The following is a 15,967-nucleotide window of genomic DNA, read 5'->3' as shown; positions in this document are numbered from 1 at the left end:
AGCAATCTCATCTCTTAAGGCGTCCTTTGGACGCCTTTTCTTTTGGGCTTGTTATTCCGCCAGCACCCGGGTCGAGGGGAACGCAACCTCCACCAGCGTGCCTTCGCCGGGCGTCGAATTGATGGTGAAGCGGGCACGGTTGGCTTCCACCATCGCCTTGGTCAGCGGCAGGCCAAGGCCGGTGCCGTCGCCGCGCCCGCGCTTCAGGGCGTTGATTTGCTTGAATGGCTTCAGCGCCTGCTCGATCTCGGACTGGCTCATGCCGATGCCGGTGTCACGCACCCGCATGACGACATCGCCCGAGGTCTCGTAGGCGGTCGAGACGATCACCTGGCCGCCGGCCTGGGTATAGCGGACGGCGTTGGACAGGATGTTGAGCGCGATCTGGCGCACGCTGCGCAGGTCGGCCACCACTTCCGGCAGCCGCGAGGCGAAGCTGGAGCGGATGATGACCCGTTCGCGGTTGGCCTGCGGCTGCATCATCGCCACGGTTTCGGCCAGCGTATCGTTGAGCGACACCGCCTCATAAGCCATTTCCTGCTGGCCGGCCTCGATCTTCGAGATGTCCAGGAGGTCATTGACCAGATCGAGCACGTGGTTGCCCGAGCGGTTGATGTCGCGCAGATAGTCGCGGTAGCGGTCATTGGCGACCGGCCCGAACTTCTCGTCGACCATCAGTTCGGAAAAACCGATGATGGCGTTGAGCGGCGTGCGAATCTCGTGGCTGATGCGGGCGAGGAAATCGGTCTTCTGCGAGGAAGCGCGTTCGGCCACCGCACGCGCCTGGGTGAGGTCCTCCTCGGCTCGCTTCCATTGCGTGATGTCGCGCACCACGGCGCAGAAGCCGCTGTCGTTGGGCAGCCGGCCGATGGTCATGAACAGCGGGATGAAGCGCCCCTGTGCTTCGCGGCCGATCACCTCGCGGCCATCATTCAAGACGCTCGCCACGCCAGGCTCCAACAGGCCGGTGAGATAGTCGCGCGCCGCGCGCTGGCTCTCGATCGCAAACAGCGAGGCGAACGGCTTGCCGGTCACCTCGTCGCTGTCGAAACCGAACAGCGCTTCGGCCGGGCGGCTGATCGAACGGATGGTGCCGTCGCTGCCGATCAGCACCACCCCGTCTGTGGCGGTGTCAATGATGGTGCGCATCTCGGCGATGCGTGCCTTGAGCTCTGAAATGTCGGGCTGCGTTGGCTCCTCGCCGATCACGTGCAGGGCCACAGGCGCATCATCCTCGCCGGAGCGGCGCACGACCAGCATCAGGGCCTTGCCGTCGCGCCAGGGCACGGAGCGCAGGATGGCGTCGATAGGGAATTCCTGTCCATCGCGCGTCTTCAGCCGCAGCGCCCGGTCGCTGCCATCGGAGGCGTCGTCATCGGCATAAGGGTCGGCGAACAGAGCGCCGAGGCCGCCCGCATCCTCCAGGTCCTCCAGTGTCGCGTACCCGGTCAGGTCGAGGAATTCCTCGTTTGCATAGTGCAACTGGTCGCCCGAATGGATGATGAGCGGCACCGGCAGCTTGCCGAGCAGCGATGTATCCGGCGTCTTGTTTTCGGTGCCGGCGGAAAAAGCCGACGGCATGAACCCTTCGGTTTTGAGCGGCGGCACCTGCAGGCGCGGCCGCTCGGCAAATGTCTCGGTCGCCTCATGCCTGCCGCCGGTTCCGCCGGTGGTCGCAATCGTTTCCTCGCCGGATGCAGTCGCTTGCTCGCCGGCCCAGTCCTCATCGTCCTCGGCGTCGCGAAAATCGTCTGACGTCATGCTGTCGTCATCGGCCGGCGGTGCCTTGGCAGGTCCTGCCTGCGCTGCCGCCTCGCCATCCCCGATTATCTCCTGTGCCTCGGGCGCTGACGCCTCGTCGCTGCCGTCGGCGGCATGGGGAGGCTCGTCCTCCTTATCGGCATAGTCGAGCAGGGAGCCCGAAGCCCTCGGCGGCGGGGATTCGGAGCTCGGCGCCTGTTGTTCGACCTGGTCCGGCTGCGCACCGTCGAGCCGCGCCAGATCCCTCTGATCCTCGGCATCGCCCGGGGAAGGTTCGCCCGCACCCGGCTCGTCTTCAGCATCGGGCGCTGCCATCTCATGCGCCGGGCCGGTCACTGGTTCCTGGGTCGAATTTGTTGGCTCGACATCCGGGGTGGCGATGTCCACCGGCGGTTTCGTATCGGTCGCGGGTTTGGTCGCGTCGTGCGGCTCCGGCAAAGAGCCTGTTCCGGCACCTGGTTCCGCTTGCCTTGCCGGCTCGGCTGGTTTGGCCGCCGGCGGCTCTGCCGTGGAACTTTCTTTCTTCAGACGCTCGCCGATCTCGCGGAACGCGCTGCGCTCCAGCGTTGACAGCCCCTTGTCGTTGGCCGGCTGCCGGTGTTCCGCCAGCCGGATGACCTTGTCGGCGAAGCGCCGCTCCGGTTTGGGTACTATCGTCAGAGCCGGCACTTCGCCCTTGAACGGATCCGATGCCTTTGGCTCTTCAGCCTTCGGCTCCTCAGGCAGTGTCTCCACGGCCTCCGGTTTCTGTGCCGCCGGCATCTCGCCATTGGGCACCAATGCCATGCCGATCGCTTCCGGATCGACGACCGCATCCCCGGTTCGCGCGACGCCGAAGCCGCGGAAGCCTTCGAAGGCGCGGTTGCGGCCATAGACGGGCAATGCCGCCAGGTCGACCGGGACCTTCAGGTCGGTGCCGACGACGGGCCACAGCACCGAGCGGCCGGACCAGGTGTCGCGCCGCTCCAGCAGGCCGGCGATCTCGCCGGACGCATCAAGGCCGAAAGCCGCCGCGACATCCCTGAAGCGTCGGCCGATCACGTCGGCGGCCGGATGACCGACGACATCGGCGAATTCCGGTGACAGCGCGCTGAACTTGCCCTCGGCGTCGGTACGCCAGACAAAACGTATCGGTGCCGCCGAGCGGTCTATCGTCCGGGTGGCCGAAGCTGTAGTCGGAGCTGCCGGGGAGGCGACCTCGTCCTGCTTCACGCTGTCCGCCGAAGCCTCGGTGCCGGCCGCCTCGGCCACGCTTTTCGGTTCCGCGTCGTCTTCTCCGGCATTGAAATACCAATGATCGTGCTGTGCCGGCGTGCCCGCCGGTTGGTCATTGTCGGCGGCGACCGGTGCCGGCGCGGCCGGCTCCTCGATCTCCGGCTTTGCCCGTTTCGGCATATCGCCAGCGACGGGCTCGGAAGGGGCGGGCTCCTGTTCCATTTTGGCCGCCGTCGGCTGTTCGACCACCTCTGTCCGCGAAACATCGGCTGTCGGCTGCTTGTCCTGCCGAGACCCGGATTCTACAGCGGCGGTTTCCGCCGCCTCCATTGTGCCGCCAATCTCCTTGGCAGGGTTTTCCGTTGCCGCGGGCAAGCCGTCCGCCGAAGCCGCCGCGCCAGATGCGCTGTCCTCCAGTTGATCCTCGTCGATCACCACCAATAGATGCCGCTCCGGCGTCAGCCGGGCGAGGCCCGCCGGGTAGGAGGTCCTGCCGCCCGGAACGAGGCGCTTGACGATGCGCTCGCCCTCTGCCGCAACGTCGGCCACCAGGGCCGCCAGTGTCGCGGGCTGGATGCCCAGCGCCGAAAATCCCTCCGAGGCGGACTCGATATTGCCCTTGGCATCGATGAAGGCAATGAAATGGCCGTCTTCGGTCAAGCCACTGATCGCCCGGCTGGCGATCTCGGCCGCACTGCGCGAGCCGGTCTGCGCCGCCGGCACGGCCAGCATGATGGCATTCTCGCCATCGGGCAGCGTCACGGCACTGGCAAGAAAGCCGACGGCGCGGCTGGTCACGCCGGTCGCCAGGCGCACCGTGATCGAGCGATCGCTGCCGATCTGCGGGAAACTGCTGGTCGCCATGATCTGACGGCGCGCGATCAGCGGCAGCCGCGCCGAGGCGCCGATGATCGCTTCGATATCGGGATAACCGAACATGGCGGCGCCCGGCCCATTGGCCCAGATCACCTGCTCGAGGTCCACCGACAGGATCGCGATCGCGTCGCCGGCGGCAAACCGCTGGCGGACCGCGTCGAGTACGGCGACGTCAAGGAAGGAATATTCGGACGGCATGCGCTTGGCGAACCCTCACGGAGCGGCGAATTTGCAGTTAACGCTTTGTTAATAAAAGCCGCAGCCAAGAAGGTCCACAAGCCAGAACGTGCAAAGGCTGAATTTTGGCTGTTTGGTTAACGGCCGAAAATATTTTTTTGTGCACTGCAACAATGATATTGCAATGCACAAAAATTGCCTTTATATTGCCATCATACATGAACGAGACGGCTTTCTGTCAAAGCCGCTGCCGCTGAAAGGATGGAAAATGTCCAGGACCAAGACTGCCGAGACCATCGAAAACGTTGAATTCCCGAGCTTCGACGCTTCCAAGGCCACCGACCAGATGCGCGCTTTCGCCGAAAAGGGCGTTGAGCAGTCGAAAGAGGCCTACGCCAAGCTCAAGACCGGCGCCGAGGAGACCCAGAAGGCCCTGGAGTCGAGCTATGAAACCGCCAAGACTGTTTCCAGCGATCTGTCGCTCAAGACCATCGCGGCGCTGCGCGCCAACGCCGAGGCCGGCTTCTCGCATCTCGAAGCCCTGATCGGCGCCAAGTCGCTGTCGGAAGTCGTCGAGCTGCAGACCGCCTTCCTGCGCAAGCGCGTCGAGCTGACCGTCGAGCAGGCCAAGGACTTCCAGGCTGTTGCCTCCAAGGCGGCCGAGGATGTCTCGAAGCCGATCAAGACCGCCTTCGAGAAGGCGATCAAGGAAATCAAGGCCGCCTAATAATTGCGCATCGTCCGCGGATGCAACAAAAGGTCGCATTTTGTCGGACAAATAGATGTGAGATAGTGACGGTCAAGCGAATACCCGGCGGGTGGAACCTCCTCCCTTCACCTCCGGGGTGACCAGCCAGCACCTCCTCCCGCTGGCTCGTAACAGGAAAAGGCCGGCACCTCCTCCCGCCGGCCTTTTTCTTTGCCCGGCGAAAGGTGCACCGCTGTGGGGAAGTGGCCTTTGCTTTGCAAAAGCCTTGAATTAGAATTCATAAGCCCGTAAGGACGCATCGCCGAACGACAGAGCGGATCGCGGAGAATGAACCTTCCACCTCGATCCCGCTACCAACGTTAAGACGTGCCGTTGTAGCTCAGATGGTTAGAGCGCCGGATTGTGGATCCGGAGGTCGCTGGTTCGATCCCAGCCAACGGTACCATCGGGTTTCCGTTAATTAGTTGAATTTACTGTCTAACCCGGCCGCGTATGTCGAAATCCCACGCGATCGCGCATTTTGTGCTGTCTATTGTGCTGCAAATGACGCCTGGGAAGACATCGCGAAGCGCAAGACTCTGACGGCTTCCTGCGGCCGAGGCATCGTGCTGGCCTTACCGGATCGGCGTCTTGCCGCGAAACAGCGGCTGGTGCGCCCGCATCAAGGCGGTAATCCGGTCGGCGACTTTTCGTACCGGCGGGGAGTGACGTTCCTCGTGATGGGTAACGATCCATTGGTCGGTTTCGAGTTCGGCGATAGGCTGAGCGACGCGAACCAGCCGCGGATCGCTGTCACCCACGAAGCACGGAAAAATCGAAAGGCCGGCGCCGGCGGCCACCAGTTCGCGTACCGAATGGCTGTTGTTGCCGCGCACGGCGATGCGGTCGCCATGATGGGCTTGCAGCCAGCGCGCCGAAGCAATGTTTGCTCCTTCGCCGGTGACGCCGACAAACAAGCCGGCGGCGATGCCGTTGATCAGCTGGCGTCCGGAATAAATGGCGTGGGCGACCTTGCCGCTCTGACGGCCGGCCAACCACTGTTCGGTCGGGCGCTCGCTGCGGATGCCGATGTCGGCGGCACGGCGTCCGATGTCGACCCTGTCTGTGGTGGTGACGAACTCCACCCTTATGCCGTCATCGACCGTCCAGATATCGCCGATATGGGCGCAAACGAAGGCCGAGGTCCATGGCCCGGCCGAGACGCGGACAATGCGGTCAGGCAGGCTTCCCTCCCGCCAGCGGGTCAGCGACTGCATCGCTGCCTCGACATCTTCGGCGCGCCGCAGCAGTTCTTCACCGACCGGGGTCAGCCGGTAGCCGGTCTGCTGACGCACGAACAGCGGTTCGCCGATCTGCTTTTCGAGCGCGGTGACGCGTCGTCCAAGGGTGGCCGCGCTGAGGCGCGTGGTTGCCGTCGCCGCGCTCAAGCCACCAAGCCGCGCAACGTCTAGAAATAACCTCAGATCGTCCCAGCCGATATCCATTTTGCAGAAATGAAAAACTCCTTGCGACCGTGGCTGTAGCGCGAAGCGGGCGTCGCACGCAAGTATGTGGGCATTGGAAGTGTTGGACAATCCTGCCTGGCGGAACAGTGAGAAGCGCCTCGGCTGGCCAAGAAGCCAGCGCAACCCTTTCGATCGCGCAGGCGCTTGGCGCGGATGCTTTGCGCTTTCGATCAACCACGCGCGAGGGATATTCCGCGCGCCAAAGGAGACGATCATGTTGCATGAATTTCGACACCGCTTCGCCCGCTGGCTTGCCTATCGCCAGACGCTTGCGAGCTTGCGGCATGTCCCTGACAGCACGCTGGCGGATGCCGGCATTTCTCGCGAAGAAATCCGCGAGCGTGCCCGCTACGCCGGCCTGCGTCGTTGAGCCAATGGAGGCGGGCATGCAGATGATGAAGCTTTGGGATGGCGTACCGCGCATCGGCATCGGCACCTGGGCGGCGGGTGGCGCGGCGCGCTGGCATGACACGGCGACCATCTATGGCGAGGTCGACGACGTCAGGTCGCAAGCCGCGTTGGCGATGGCCTATGACATCGGCGCGCGGGTGTTCGACACGGCTGCCGCCTACGGCGCCGGCAATGCCGAGCTGATCCTTGGGCGGGCGTTGAAGGGCAAGGACGAAGCGGTCATCGTCACCAAGGTCGGCTATTTCGGCGATCCCGAAACGCGCAAGATCGCTCCCGAGGATGCCTCTGCCGCGGCGATCCGGACTTCGATCGACAATTCGCGGCAGCGGGTGAAGCGCGATTGTATCGACGTCGCGCTGCTGCACATCAACGAGTACCCGATCGAGCGCGCCGGCGAGGTGTTCGATACGCTCGGCCTGCTGCACCAGGAGGGCAAGATCGGCGGCTTCGGCTGGAGCACCGATCACCACGAACGGCTTGCCGCCTACGCGCCGCGCGAGGGTTTCGTGGCTGTGGAGAATGACTTCAATGTATTTACCCCGGCAAACGAGCTGATGGCCGTTGCGGCGCGCGAGGACCTCGTCTCGTTCAGCCGGCTGCCCCTGGCAATGGGGCTGCTCACCGGCAAATACACGCCGGCCATGAAGCTGCCCGCCGATGACGTGCGCGGCGGGAATGCCGAATGGATGGTGTTTTTCAGGGATGGCGCCGCCAACCCGCACTATCTGTCAAGGCTCGCGGCAATCCGCGACTTGCTCACCTCGGGCGGACGCACGCTTGCCCAGGGCGCGCTCGGCTGGATCCTCGCCAAGTCGGCAATTGCCTTGCCGGTTCCCGGTTTCACGCGGCCCGAGCAGGTCGAGGACAATCTCGGTGCGCTGGAAAAAGGGCCACTGCCGGCAGCAGTGATGGCCGAGATCGACGCCGTGCTGAATATTGCCGAGACCGGCTGACATTGCAGTCCGAAATTCGCGTCACCTCGGAGCAGAACTGCACACCGAGCTGATGCCGATTGAAAATCGGCGAATGTCATCTGCAAAGAGCTTCTGGGCGAAGACAACCAGGCACGGTTAAACCGCCAGAACGGGCTCGGTTCGAATTGATTCGCCAAGTTCAGTCCGAAGGCGTACAAAAAGGGGGTCGTCAGCAGCACAGTATGGGCATTGACGCTTGGGAGCGACCATCGCACTCCTGCCCAGGGTGAGGCTAGGATGTCATGGCGAAAGACCCTGAGCGCCCCGGTCTAGCGGCCGAAGCCGTGCGTACACTTGCCCGGGAATCGGGCGCTACCGAACAGCAGATACGTGACATAGTATCGTTGATAGGGTTCGACCGCTCCTCGATCCTCAGGGAAGCTCGCCTTCTGGCGAAGGATCGATAGCCGACGAAACCTGCGATTTGTCCACAGCAGCTACTGTCGGTTTCATACCGACACGCCCGCCCGCCTAGTGCTGGCCGGGTGGGACAGTCTATGTTTTGCCACCGTCGTTCGAGGGGCGCGGCCGGCCGAGAGATCCTAGTGCTCTTGCCCAAGTGGAGAGCATCTCGTGGATCACAAGGTTCTGCAGGCCAGGAGCGAGTTGTTGCGCCGGATGAGCGCGGACGATTTCGAGCGGCTGCGGCCACATCTCAAGAGTGTTTTCCTGGAGTTGCGCTCACCGTTGGAGAACGAAGGCCAAAAGATCGAGGCGGTCTATTTCTTGGAGAGTGGCATCGCATCGGTTGTGGCCAAGGCTTCGGCGACGGCGGAAGCAGAAGTGGGAATAATCGGCTTTGAGGGCATGACCGGTTCGGCGCTGATCATGGGCGACGAGCTGGCAAGCTTCGATTGTTACGTCCAGTCGACGAGCGAAGCGCTGCGGATGAGCGCTGGGCCATTCGTCGAAGCCTTGGAAGACAGCCCTACCTTACGGCCGTTCCTGTTGCGCTACGTCCAGTATCTCCACATCCAGACGAGCTACACCGCGTCGATCAACGCGCGGCACAGCCTTGAGGTCCGGCTGGCGAGATGGCTTCTGATGTGCAGCGACCGGACCGTGGGTGACAGGCTTATGATAACCCACGAGTTCCTTTCCGTCATGCTGGGCGTCAGGCGCCCCGGGGTTACCGTGGGGCTTCAGACAATCGAGAGCCATGGCTACATCCGAGCCCGCCGCGGCGAAATCACGATCCGCGATCGGAAAGGTCTCATGACGCTGGCACGGGACTCTTACGGCGCTCCCGAACTGCAATACCGTCGGCTGGTCGGAGATCTCGGTTCAAAGAACCCTTCTAGGCAGGATCGTCCGCCCACCTGACCGCCACCATTGCCGGGGTTGGTAGGCCGGATTGTGGGCCGGAAGTGCGGGAATGGCCGACGCGATAATGCCGGTTTGACGGCACATTGCCTAAGCTCGCGTCGGCCATTGCGGCATGGGGATGCCGCCTAGCCAATCTAGTGATCAAGGGATGGTCGACAACAAAGGTCAAATTGTTGGTAAGAAACGTACGAAGCTGAACTTTGTCTTGCGCCGATGGAGTGCCACGCAAGCCTGGCGGATCGCACTCTCGGGATAGAACATAACTTCCCGCCGCTGGCCGAGCGCCGTTACCCCGTCACGTTGCCGACGTTAGCCGTAGTCCCTTCGCATGCCGGCACCTCGCCGGCGCTGCTCATAGCCGACACCGGTCAGGCAATCACAAGTCCTTGAACGCAAACTGTTCCCGGAACATCTCAACTCCAGGTTTGTTTGGAGCCCCAGATGCTATCTGGAGCAGGGCGGAGAAATCCATGGTCAATTCCCGATCGATGCCGGTGGTCACCAGGCGCCCGATCTATCGGGCGCCAATGGCGATCGCCAATGCCTGTTTCATCGGCACGCTGCTGACCGACCTCGCCTATTGGCGGACCGCGGAGATGATGTGGACCGATTTTTCCGCATGGCTGTTGTTAGCCGGTCTGGTGATGGGAGCGCTTGCGGTGATTGCGGCCCTTGTTGATCTCTTCACCGGTCGAATGTTCCCAGTGCGCTGGGTCTATCTGCTCGGCAGCCTGGTAGTTCTTGTCCTTTCGTTCTTCAACGCGCTGGTGCACAGCCGTGATGCCTGGACGTCGGTTGTGCCGACGGGGCTCATCCTCTCCGCAGCGGCCGTGATCGTCTTGCTTCTCGTGTGGCTGCTGCGATGGAGCACGGGCCGCGCTCCCGGGGAGGTGGTCGAATGAGCGCCATGCACGTTTCCGACAGACACATCCGGCGTGCCGTGGGGTTAGGTCTGCTGTGCGGATCGCTTCTGGCATTGCCGGCCTGTAGCGACGACGACCCAGACCCAAGCGGCCAGGTCGGGCCGAACCCGACACTGCCTGAACCGACGCAATATCTTGTTCCGCCGATGCATGTCGCTTCGATCATTGGCTGGAAACAGGACGAGAAACCAACGGTTGCGAAGGGTTTGCAGATCCAGGCATTCGCCAAGGGATTGAAGCATCCTCGCTCGCTCTACACCTTGCCGAACGGTGACGTTCTGGTGGTCGAGTCCGTGGCGCCGCCCGGCGCCGCTATCAAACGCCCGAAGGACCTGATCATGGGCTGGATCGAGTCCATGGCGACGTCAGGCGGCGGCACCGAGGGAAGCAACCGCATAACCTTGCTGCGCGATACGAACGGCGATGGTGTGCCCGATCTCCAGAACGTCTTCCTCGACCATCTCAATTCGCCCTTCGGCGTGGCTCTGGTCGGCAACGACCTCTATGTGGCCAACACGGATGCCATCGTGCGCTATCCCTACACGCCAGGCGATACCAAGATCACCGCCCCTGGCACCGTGCTTACGCCGCTGCCCGGCGGTCCGATCGATCACCACTGGACCAAGTCTCTCGTCGCCAGCCCGGACGGATCGCTGCTTTATGTCGGGGTCGGCTCCAACAGCAACATCACGGAGAACGGCATCCAGGCGGAGAAGGACCGCGCCGCCATCTGGGAGGTCGACAGGGCGACAGGCCGTTCGCGCATTTTCGCAAGCGGGCTGCGCAATCCCAACGGTTTGAGCTGGGAGCCGCAGAGCGGAGCCCTTTGGGCCGTTATCAACGAGCGCGACGAACTCGGTCCCAATCTGGTTCCCGACTACATGACTTCGGTCAAGGACGGCGCGTTTTATGGCTGGCCATACAGCTACTATGGTCAGCATGTCGATCCGCGGGTGATGCCGCGGCGGCCGGACCTGGTCGCCAAGGCGATCCCCCCGGACTATGCACTGAGTTCTCATGTCGCGCCCCTGGGCCTGGCATTTTACACCGGCACCAATCTGCCCGAATCCTATCGCAACGGCGCGTTTGTCGGCGAACATGGCAGCTGGAACCGAAAGCGCTTCAACGGCTACAAGGTCGTTTTCATACCGTTCAATGGAGGTCATCCCGACGGCAAGCCTCAGGACGTCGTCACCGGTTTCCTTGACAATGACAACAAGGCACATGGGCGGCCCGTAGGCGTTGCTGTCGACAAGGCCGGTGCTTTGTTGATTGCGGACGATGTTGGAAACACCGTCTGGCGCGTGACTGCCGCACCTCGGTAGCCGTTTTCGGATCGTATGCGCAGGCAAGGCGCGTGATGATCTTGGCACGACTTGGTAAAAATCGTACAGTGAAAAGCCATCAAATCAAGCGCTTCTAAATACCTGCCACGCCGATATGGGCGGCGAGTCGGACGGACGAACGGCCATGTCGACAAATCCCGAACCGACCAATGTCGCCACGTCGGTGGACGCCATTCTCGATGAGTTGCAGGACAGCCCTTTCCCGTCGATGCAAGCCGCCATAGCGATCCTGCGGAAGCGGACCGGCACAGAGCGATCGGATGCCGATCTGAAAGGCTTGATCACCAAGAAAGCTGCTGTGCGGGGCATTCAGCTTTTTGACGAGGGCAGTACCGCAAATTGAGCCCAAGGCTGCTCATCTAGGTTCGTTATTGATGGATGTCGCTCGCGACGAAATACCGGATCGCGATTTGGTCAAAATCAAAGGTGTGCAATGACGCGGGCGCCCAGGTGTTCGGGCATCGCTTATCCTGACTGCCGAACGAAGCGCGTGACCTTGATCGGTCAGCGTAGGAGCCGCTGTGGAATTTCCACCACATTCTCCGATCCGGGCAACTCAAAGGCCATGGCCAACCGACGCAAGGAGGCCATTTCCACGATCAGCTCTTCGATCGAACGATCCGGCAAACCCGTCTTCACTTTCTGCCTTACCCTTGCTGTGAGTTCATGAACCCGGACAGGCACGAAAAGCGCGCTGTCGTCCAGCAATCTGCTGATTTCGATCACCACATCGGCGTCAATGTCTTTCGGCAATTCCCGCATGGGCGTCACCTTGGTCTCGAAGCGCCCCGAAGGCGATCAGGCATTGCGCCAGAAGGCATGCCGGACGCGGATCGATCTCCAGATTCATAAAACCACCCGCCCGGCGTGTCACGATAAAACATTTGTACGAAAATAACCGAACCGGCTGGCTCGCGTAATCCACACGTCTTGCCCGAAATCGCGGGCTACGGCATCGGCGCATGCCGCACACCATGGCTCAATTGCCGTCAGCATCCGGGCGCCTGTCACCTGGTGAACTCGTCATCAAGAATGCGCAACGCCTCTTCGTATTTGGCCGTGGGTGCTCCGATCTGCCGCGATTGCCAGATATTGTCGGTCAGATCAGCCCGTTTTACCGGCAGCGCCAATGGGTTCGATGCAGCCCGCCGCACGAATGCAAAATAGTCCTCGCCGTCTCTGCGCGTCATGGCGTCGACCGCGGCGGCGATCGTCGGTCCAAAGCCCGCCTCTTCAAGCCTGGTCCGGCTCCAGCCTTCGCCTTTTTCCAGAACGTCGTGCAGATAGGCGACGACTTTCTGGTCCATCGTCTCGACAGCGTCGACCACCCGACGGCAATGATCGATATAGGGGCCTCCTGTCTTGTCGTGCTGCGATGCATGGGCCTGCTCCGCAATCTTGGCCGCCCGATAGAAAATACTCATCGCATCCATCTCCGCCTTGCCCCCGCGAGCCGCAGCCTTCAGGCACCAATACCGCTCCCTGGTTTCGCGGTGCGGCAAGTCCATGCGGCAGCAAAACGCCGGCCGCCGGCGTCGGTTCCTGTCCTTTTGCAGGAGCGAGTTCCCGCACGGGACGCTCGTCGGTTCCGAGCGCCATGGCATCGAGGCCGCTTCCGTTGACGGAGCCGGCGGAAATAGACCGGCAAGAGGGGCCAGAACCAGGCAGCCGATTGGGTATCGATCGCGCTTCGGTTTCGACGAAGCAATGGGCAGAAAAAGACTTCTTTTTGCGATCCGGCCCGAATGCTCTCTTGCGGACCTTAGAACACGCAAGGCTCGCTTGGGAGGCGACGCCCAAACAAGAGCGGCTGCCAAAACAAGAGCCGGCATACGCCGCTAGAATGAGGCCGATGCCGGCAACAGCCATAGGGGAACCACAACAATGAAGACATTTCGAAACTGCCTGATGAGCGCGGTCGGCGCAGGCTTGCTGGGCCTGGGGCTCGCCGCTCCTGCCAACGCCGGCGCCATCCGTCTTGGCATGACGACCTGGGTGGGCTACGGGCCGCTGTTTCTTGCCCGCGACCTTGGTTACTTCAAGGAGGCCGGCGTCGATGTCGACCTGAAGGTCATAGAAGAATCAGCTCTTTACATGGCGGCGGTCGCCGGTGGTGATCTCGATGGCGCCGCCTCCACGGTCGACGAGCTGATGAAGTACCGCTCGGACGATCTCTGTTTCAAATACGTCCTGGCGCTCGACGACAGCCACGGCGGTGATGGTGTCGTCACGCAGCCCGACATCAAGTCGCTCAAGGATCTGAAGGGTCAGCAGGTGGCCTTGAACGAGGGCTCCGTTTCCGAATTCTGGTTCAATGTGCTCTTGAAAAAAGAAGGCATGACCGAGGACGACGTCACCATCACCAACATGACCGCCGATGACGCGGCGACCGCCTTCATCGCCGGCCAGGTTCCCGCCGCCGTGACCTGGGAGCCGCATCTCACCGAAGTCCGCAAGGGCGGCAAGGGAAAGGTGCTGATCGATTCGACGACCACCCCTGGCCTGATCGTGGATGTGATCGCCCTCAAATGCGATCTCATCGAAAAGCATCCCGAGGACGTAAAGGCCCTCGTCAAGGGCTATTACAAGGCGGTCGAGTACATCAAGACCAATCCGGAAAAAGCCTATGAGATCATGGCCAAGGGCATTGGCGGCTATCTCGAAAAGCCCGAGGATTTCGCGGCCGGCGCCAAGGGCGTGCGCTATTATGACCGCGATCGTAACCTGGAATTCTTCGGCACGCCGCAGAAGAGCGAGGCGTCCGAACTGGTGAACTTCGCGCAGGACATCTGGGGCAAGGCCGGCAAGCTCAAGATGACGATCGACGCGAAAACCATCCTCGACACCGATTTCATCAGGGAACAGTGAGCCTTCGAGAAACCGGGGTCAGTCCGCCTGGACCGCCCCCGATTTCCCGGCAGGCCCGAACTTCGCGCTTCAGAACATCAACGGAGGCCATCCCATGGCACAAAGGCGGACAGCGTGGACACGCCTGACGACCCCATTCGCCAACATTCCAGCCAGCACGGCAACAACACTCGCGCTGGCGATGTGGGTGGTCGTGATCGGCGGCTGGGCCCTGCTGTCCTATGGCCGCGTCGTTCCGAACATGTTCCTGCCGACGCCTGGAACCGTGCTGCAGACGACCTATCGCATGTCTCTGGACGGCAGCCTTTTTTACCACACTTTGACCAGTGCCAAGGTGGTGATCCTGGGCTTCATCGTCTCCTCGCTGATCTCGGTGCCGCTGGGATTGTGGATGGGGACATACCGGGTGGTGCAGGCGCCGCTGGAGCCGTTGGTCAATTTCATCCGCTACCTGCCCGTGACCTCCTTCGTGCCCCTGTTCATCCTTTGGATCGGCATCGGGATCGAACAGCGCATAGCGGTCATATTCTTCGGCACCTTTTTCCAGCAGCTGGTGATGATTTCCGACTGTGCGCGCAGTGTGTCCAGGGACCTGGTCAACGCATCCTACACTCTGGGCACCAAGCGCAGCGAAGCCGTGTGGCACGTCATTTTCCCGGCCGCGCTTCCAGCCATCCTCGACACGCTTCGCGTCACCATGGGCTGGGCCTGGACCTATCTGGTCGTGGCCGAGCTCGTCGCCGCGTCCAGCGGTCTCGGTTATATCAGCCTGAAGGCGATGCGAGGCTTCCAGGTCGATGTGATTTTCATGGCGATCGCCGCGATTGGGCTTCTGGGCCTTGTCACCGACACGGCGTTCCGCATTATCCGGGCGAGGGTCGCGCCATGGGCATCCTGATGTTGAACGCAACCTCGCAAACCGCGGTCGGATCAAGGGTAGCAATGAGCGAGACCATCAAGGCGAATGATCTGGCCGGCTCGGCCGCGACGACCGGCGATCCGCGCTCGACCGGCACGACGATGTCAATCGAGGACGTGACATTGCGTTACGGCGACGCCAACGGCGTGCTGGCACTGGACGATGTGTCGCTGAAGGTGGCCAAGAACGAATTCTGTGTGATCGTCGGCCCTTCGGGATGCGGCAAATCCAGCCTGCTCTACCTTGCGGCCGGCCTCAATGACGCGACTTCGGGCAGCATCAAGGTCGATGGCCGCGAAGTGATCGAACCCGGTCCCGACAGAGGCATGGTGTTCCAGAGCTACACCTTGTTTCCCTGGCTCACGGTGCGTGCCAACATCGAATATGGGCCCAAGCGCAAGGGCCTGCCGGCGGGGCGGCGCAAGCAGATCGTCGACCAGTATCTAGACGAAGTCGGCCTCGCGCCCTTTGCCGACCACTACCCCGCCCAGCTTTCCGGCGGCATGAAGCAACGCGTCGCGATCGCACGCGCCCTTGCCAACGATCCGGCCGTTCTGTTGATGGACGAGCCCTTCGGCGCTCTCGACAGCCAGACGCGCGGCACCATGCAGAAACTGCTTTTGCGCGTCTGGGAGCGGCAGCAAAAGACGGTGCTGTTCGTTACCCACGATATTGACGAGGCGCTCGTCCTGGGCGATCGCGTCTTGGTGATGACGGCCAGGCCCGGCAAGATCAAGGCCGAGATCAAGGTCGACATCCCCAGGCCGCGCTCTATGGACGTGATCCTCGAACCCGAGTTCATCGCGCTCAAGCGGCGCATCCTTGGCCTTTTGCACGACGAGATCGACGAGGATCATTGATGCACGTCGCCCAAACGCATGCCCACGGGCTCGACCCGAGGGTCTGCAGCGGTTTTTGGGAAAACAGCGTGCTACCAAACGTCGAGCGGACCCATTC

14 protein-coding genes and 1 tRNA gene are annotated in these 15,967 nt (G+C 62.2%); 11 read left to right on the top strand and 4 right to left on the bottom strand.

Features of this window, described 5'->3' with window-relative positions:
• Positions 1–51 precede the first annotated feature (51 nt).
• Positions 52–4,050 (bottom strand): PAS domain S-box protein, encoded by a 3,999-nt coding sequence (locus FJ492_RS14195; protein ID WP_140770477.1) that lies wholly within the window; start codon positions 4,048–4,050, stop codon positions 52–54.
• A 247-nt stretch (positions 4,051–4,297) separates the two neighbouring features.
• Between FJ492_RS14195 and FJ492_RS14190 the strand changes: the two genes are divergently transcribed.
• The gene (locus FJ492_RS14190) at positions 4,298–4,756 is read left to right on the top strand and encodes a phasin (RefSeq protein WP_140713436.1); all 459 of its coding nucleotides are present in this window, start codon (positions 4,298–4,300) and stop codon (positions 4,754–4,756) included.
• Positions 4,757–5,106: 350 nt separating this feature from the next.
• A tRNA-His gene (locus FJ492_RS14185) sits at positions 5,107–5,183 on the top strand.
• Between the two features lie 169 nt (positions 5,184–5,352).
• On the opposite strand, the gene FJ492_RS14180 is transcribed toward FJ492_RS14185, so the two are convergent.
• Positions 5,353–6,222 carry a LysR family transcriptional regulator gene (locus tag FJ492_RS14180; RefSeq protein ID WP_181166660.1) on the bottom strand — a complete coding sequence of 290 codons (870 nt, stop codon included), beginning with the start codon at positions 6,220–6,222 and terminating at the stop codon, positions 5,353–5,355.
• Between the two features lie 235 nt (positions 6,223–6,457).
• Here FJ492_RS14180 and FJ492_RS14175 point away from each other — a divergent pair, with 235 nt between their 5' ends.
• The 6 genes from FJ492_RS14175 to FJ492_RS14150 all read left to right on the top strand — a co-directional run bounded on the left by FJ492_RS14175 (position 6,458) and on the right by FJ492_RS14150 (position 11,566).
• Positions 6,458–6,613: a DUF1127 domain-containing protein gene (locus FJ492_RS14175; RefSeq protein WP_140713440.1), complete on the top strand. Its 156-nt coding sequence runs from the start codon at positions 6,458–6,460 to the stop codon at positions 6,611–6,613.
• A 16-nt stretch (positions 6,614–6,629) separates the two neighbouring features.
• Positions 6,630–7,607, top strand: a complete 978-nt coding sequence (locus FJ492_RS14170; RefSeq protein ID WP_246673746.1) for an aldo/keto reductase — start codon at positions 6,630–6,632, stop codon at positions 7,605–7,607.
• 639 nt (positions 7,608–8,246) lie between these two features.
• Positions 8,247–8,951, top strand: a complete 705-nt coding sequence (locus tag FJ492_RS14165; protein WP_246676029.1) for a Crp/Fnr family transcriptional regulator — start codon at positions 8,247–8,249, stop codon at positions 8,949–8,951.
• Positions 8,952–9,424: 473 nt separating this feature from the next.
• Complete coding sequence (locus FJ492_RS14160; RefSeq protein WP_051442742.1) at positions 9,425–9,856, top strand: DUF2231 domain-containing protein; 432 nt, start codon at positions 9,425–9,427, stop codon at positions 9,854–9,856.
• A complete protein-coding gene (locus FJ492_RS14155; protein ID WP_181166659.1) occupies positions 9,853–11,202 on the top strand; it encodes a sorbosone dehydrogenase family protein in 1,350 nt (449 codons plus the stop codon). Before FJ492_RS14160 ends, FJ492_RS14155 begins: the two co-directional genes overlap by 4 nt.
• A 145-nt stretch (positions 11,203–11,347) precedes the next feature.
• A complete protein-coding gene (locus FJ492_RS14150; RefSeq protein ID WP_140504671.1) occupies positions 11,348–11,566 on the top strand; it encodes a hypothetical protein in 219 nt (72 codons plus the stop codon).
• A 161-nt stretch (positions 11,567–11,727) separates the two neighbouring features.
• Here the strand turns inward: FJ492_RS14150 and FJ492_RS14145 are convergent, their stop codons facing one another.
• Together FJ492_RS14145 and FJ492_RS14140 are read right to left on the bottom strand one after the other, a co-directional pair.
• A complete protein-coding gene (locus FJ492_RS14145) occupies positions 11,728–11,985 on the bottom strand; it encodes a hypothetical protein (protein WP_140504669.1) in 258 nt (85 codons plus the stop codon).
• 245 nt (positions 11,986–12,230) lie between these two features.
• Positions 12,231–12,647 carry an HD domain-containing protein gene (locus tag FJ492_RS14140; protein WP_027144822.1) on the bottom strand — a complete coding sequence of 139 codons (417 nt, stop codon included), beginning with the start codon at positions 12,645–12,647 and terminating at the stop codon, positions 12,231–12,233.
• Between the two features lie 460 nt (positions 12,648–13,107).
• Between FJ492_RS14140 and FJ492_RS14135 the strand changes: the two genes are divergently transcribed.
• From FJ492_RS14135 to FJ492_RS14125, 3 genes are all read left to right on the top strand, one after another.
• Positions 13,108–14,091 (top strand): ABC transporter substrate-binding protein, encoded by a 984-nt coding sequence (locus tag FJ492_RS14135; RefSeq protein ID WP_140713442.1) that lies wholly within the window; start codon positions 13,108–13,110, stop codon positions 14,089–14,091.
• A 94-nt stretch (positions 14,092–14,185) separates the two neighbouring features.
• Positions 14,186–14,989 carry an ABC transporter permease gene (locus FJ492_RS14130; RefSeq protein WP_140748272.1) on the top strand — a complete coding sequence of 268 codons (804 nt, stop codon included), beginning with the start codon at positions 14,186–14,188 and terminating at the stop codon, positions 14,987–14,989.
• Positions 14,990–15,111: 122 nt separating this feature from the next.
• A complete protein-coding gene (locus tag FJ492_RS14125; RefSeq protein ID WP_210241538.1) occupies positions 15,112–15,870 on the top strand; it encodes an ABC transporter ATP-binding protein in 759 nt (252 codons plus the stop codon).
• The last annotated feature ends 97 nt before the right edge of the window (positions 15,871–15,967 follow it).

The sequence above is a fragment of the Mesorhizobium sp. B2-5-4 genome, from assembly GCF_006441095.1.
Taxonomy (GTDB): domain Bacteria; phylum Pseudomonadota; class Alphaproteobacteria; order Rhizobiales; family Rhizobiaceae; genus Mesorhizobium; species Mesorhizobium salmacidum.
Note: the sequence above shows the minus strand (reverse complement) of the source record. Positions and strands in the feature narration are given on the sequence as shown.

Coding starts and splice junctions, on each gene's coding strand:
- FJ492_RS14195 (WP_140770477.1), bottom strand. CDS start 4,050: ATGCCGTCCGAATATTCCTTCCTTGACGTCGCCGTACTCGACGCGGTC.
- FJ492_RS14190 (WP_140713436.1), top strand. CDS start 4,298: ATGTCCAGGACCAAGACTGCCGAGACCATCGAAAACGTTGAATTCCCG.
- FJ492_RS14180 (WP_181166660.1), bottom strand. CDS start 6,222: ATGGATATCGGCTGGGACGATCTGAGGTTATTTCTAGACGTTGCGCGG.
- FJ492_RS14175 (WP_140713440.1), top strand. CDS start 6,458: ATGTTGCATGAATTTCGACACCGCTTCGCCCGCTGGCTTGCCTATCGC.
- FJ492_RS14170 (WP_246673746.1), top strand. CDS start 6,630: ATGCAGATGATGAAGCTTTGGGATGGCGTACCGCGCATCGGCATCGGC.
- FJ492_RS14165 (WP_246676029.1), top strand. CDS start 8,247: ATGAGCGCGGACGATTTCGAGCGGCTGCGGCCACATCTCAAGAGTGTT.
- FJ492_RS14160 (WP_051442742.1), top strand. CDS start 9,425: ATGGTCAATTCCCGATCGATGCCGGTGGTCACCAGGCGCCCGATCTAT.
- FJ492_RS14155 (WP_181166659.1), top strand. CDS start 9,853: ATGAGCGCCATGCACGTTTCCGACAGACACATCCGGCGTGCCGTGGGG.
- FJ492_RS14150 (WP_140504671.1), top strand. CDS start 11,348: ATGTCGACAAATCCCGAACCGACCAATGTCGCCACGTCGGTGGACGCC.
- FJ492_RS14145 (WP_140504669.1), bottom strand. CDS start 11,985: ATGCGGGAATTGCCGAAAGACATTGACGCCGATGTGGTGATCGAAATC.
- FJ492_RS14140 (WP_027144822.1), bottom strand. CDS start 12,647: ATGAGTATTTTCTATCGGGCGGCCAAGATTGCGGAGCAGGCCCATGCA.
- FJ492_RS14135 (WP_140713442.1), top strand. CDS start 13,108: ATGAAGACATTTCGAAACTGCCTGATGAGCGCGGTCGGCGCAGGCTTG.
- FJ492_RS14130 (WP_140748272.1), top strand. CDS start 14,186: ATGGCACAAAGGCGGACAGCGTGGACACGCCTGACGACCCCATTCGCC.
- FJ492_RS14125 (WP_210241538.1), top strand. CDS start 15,112: ATGTCAATCGAGGACGTGACATTGCGTTACGGCGACGCCAACGGCGTG.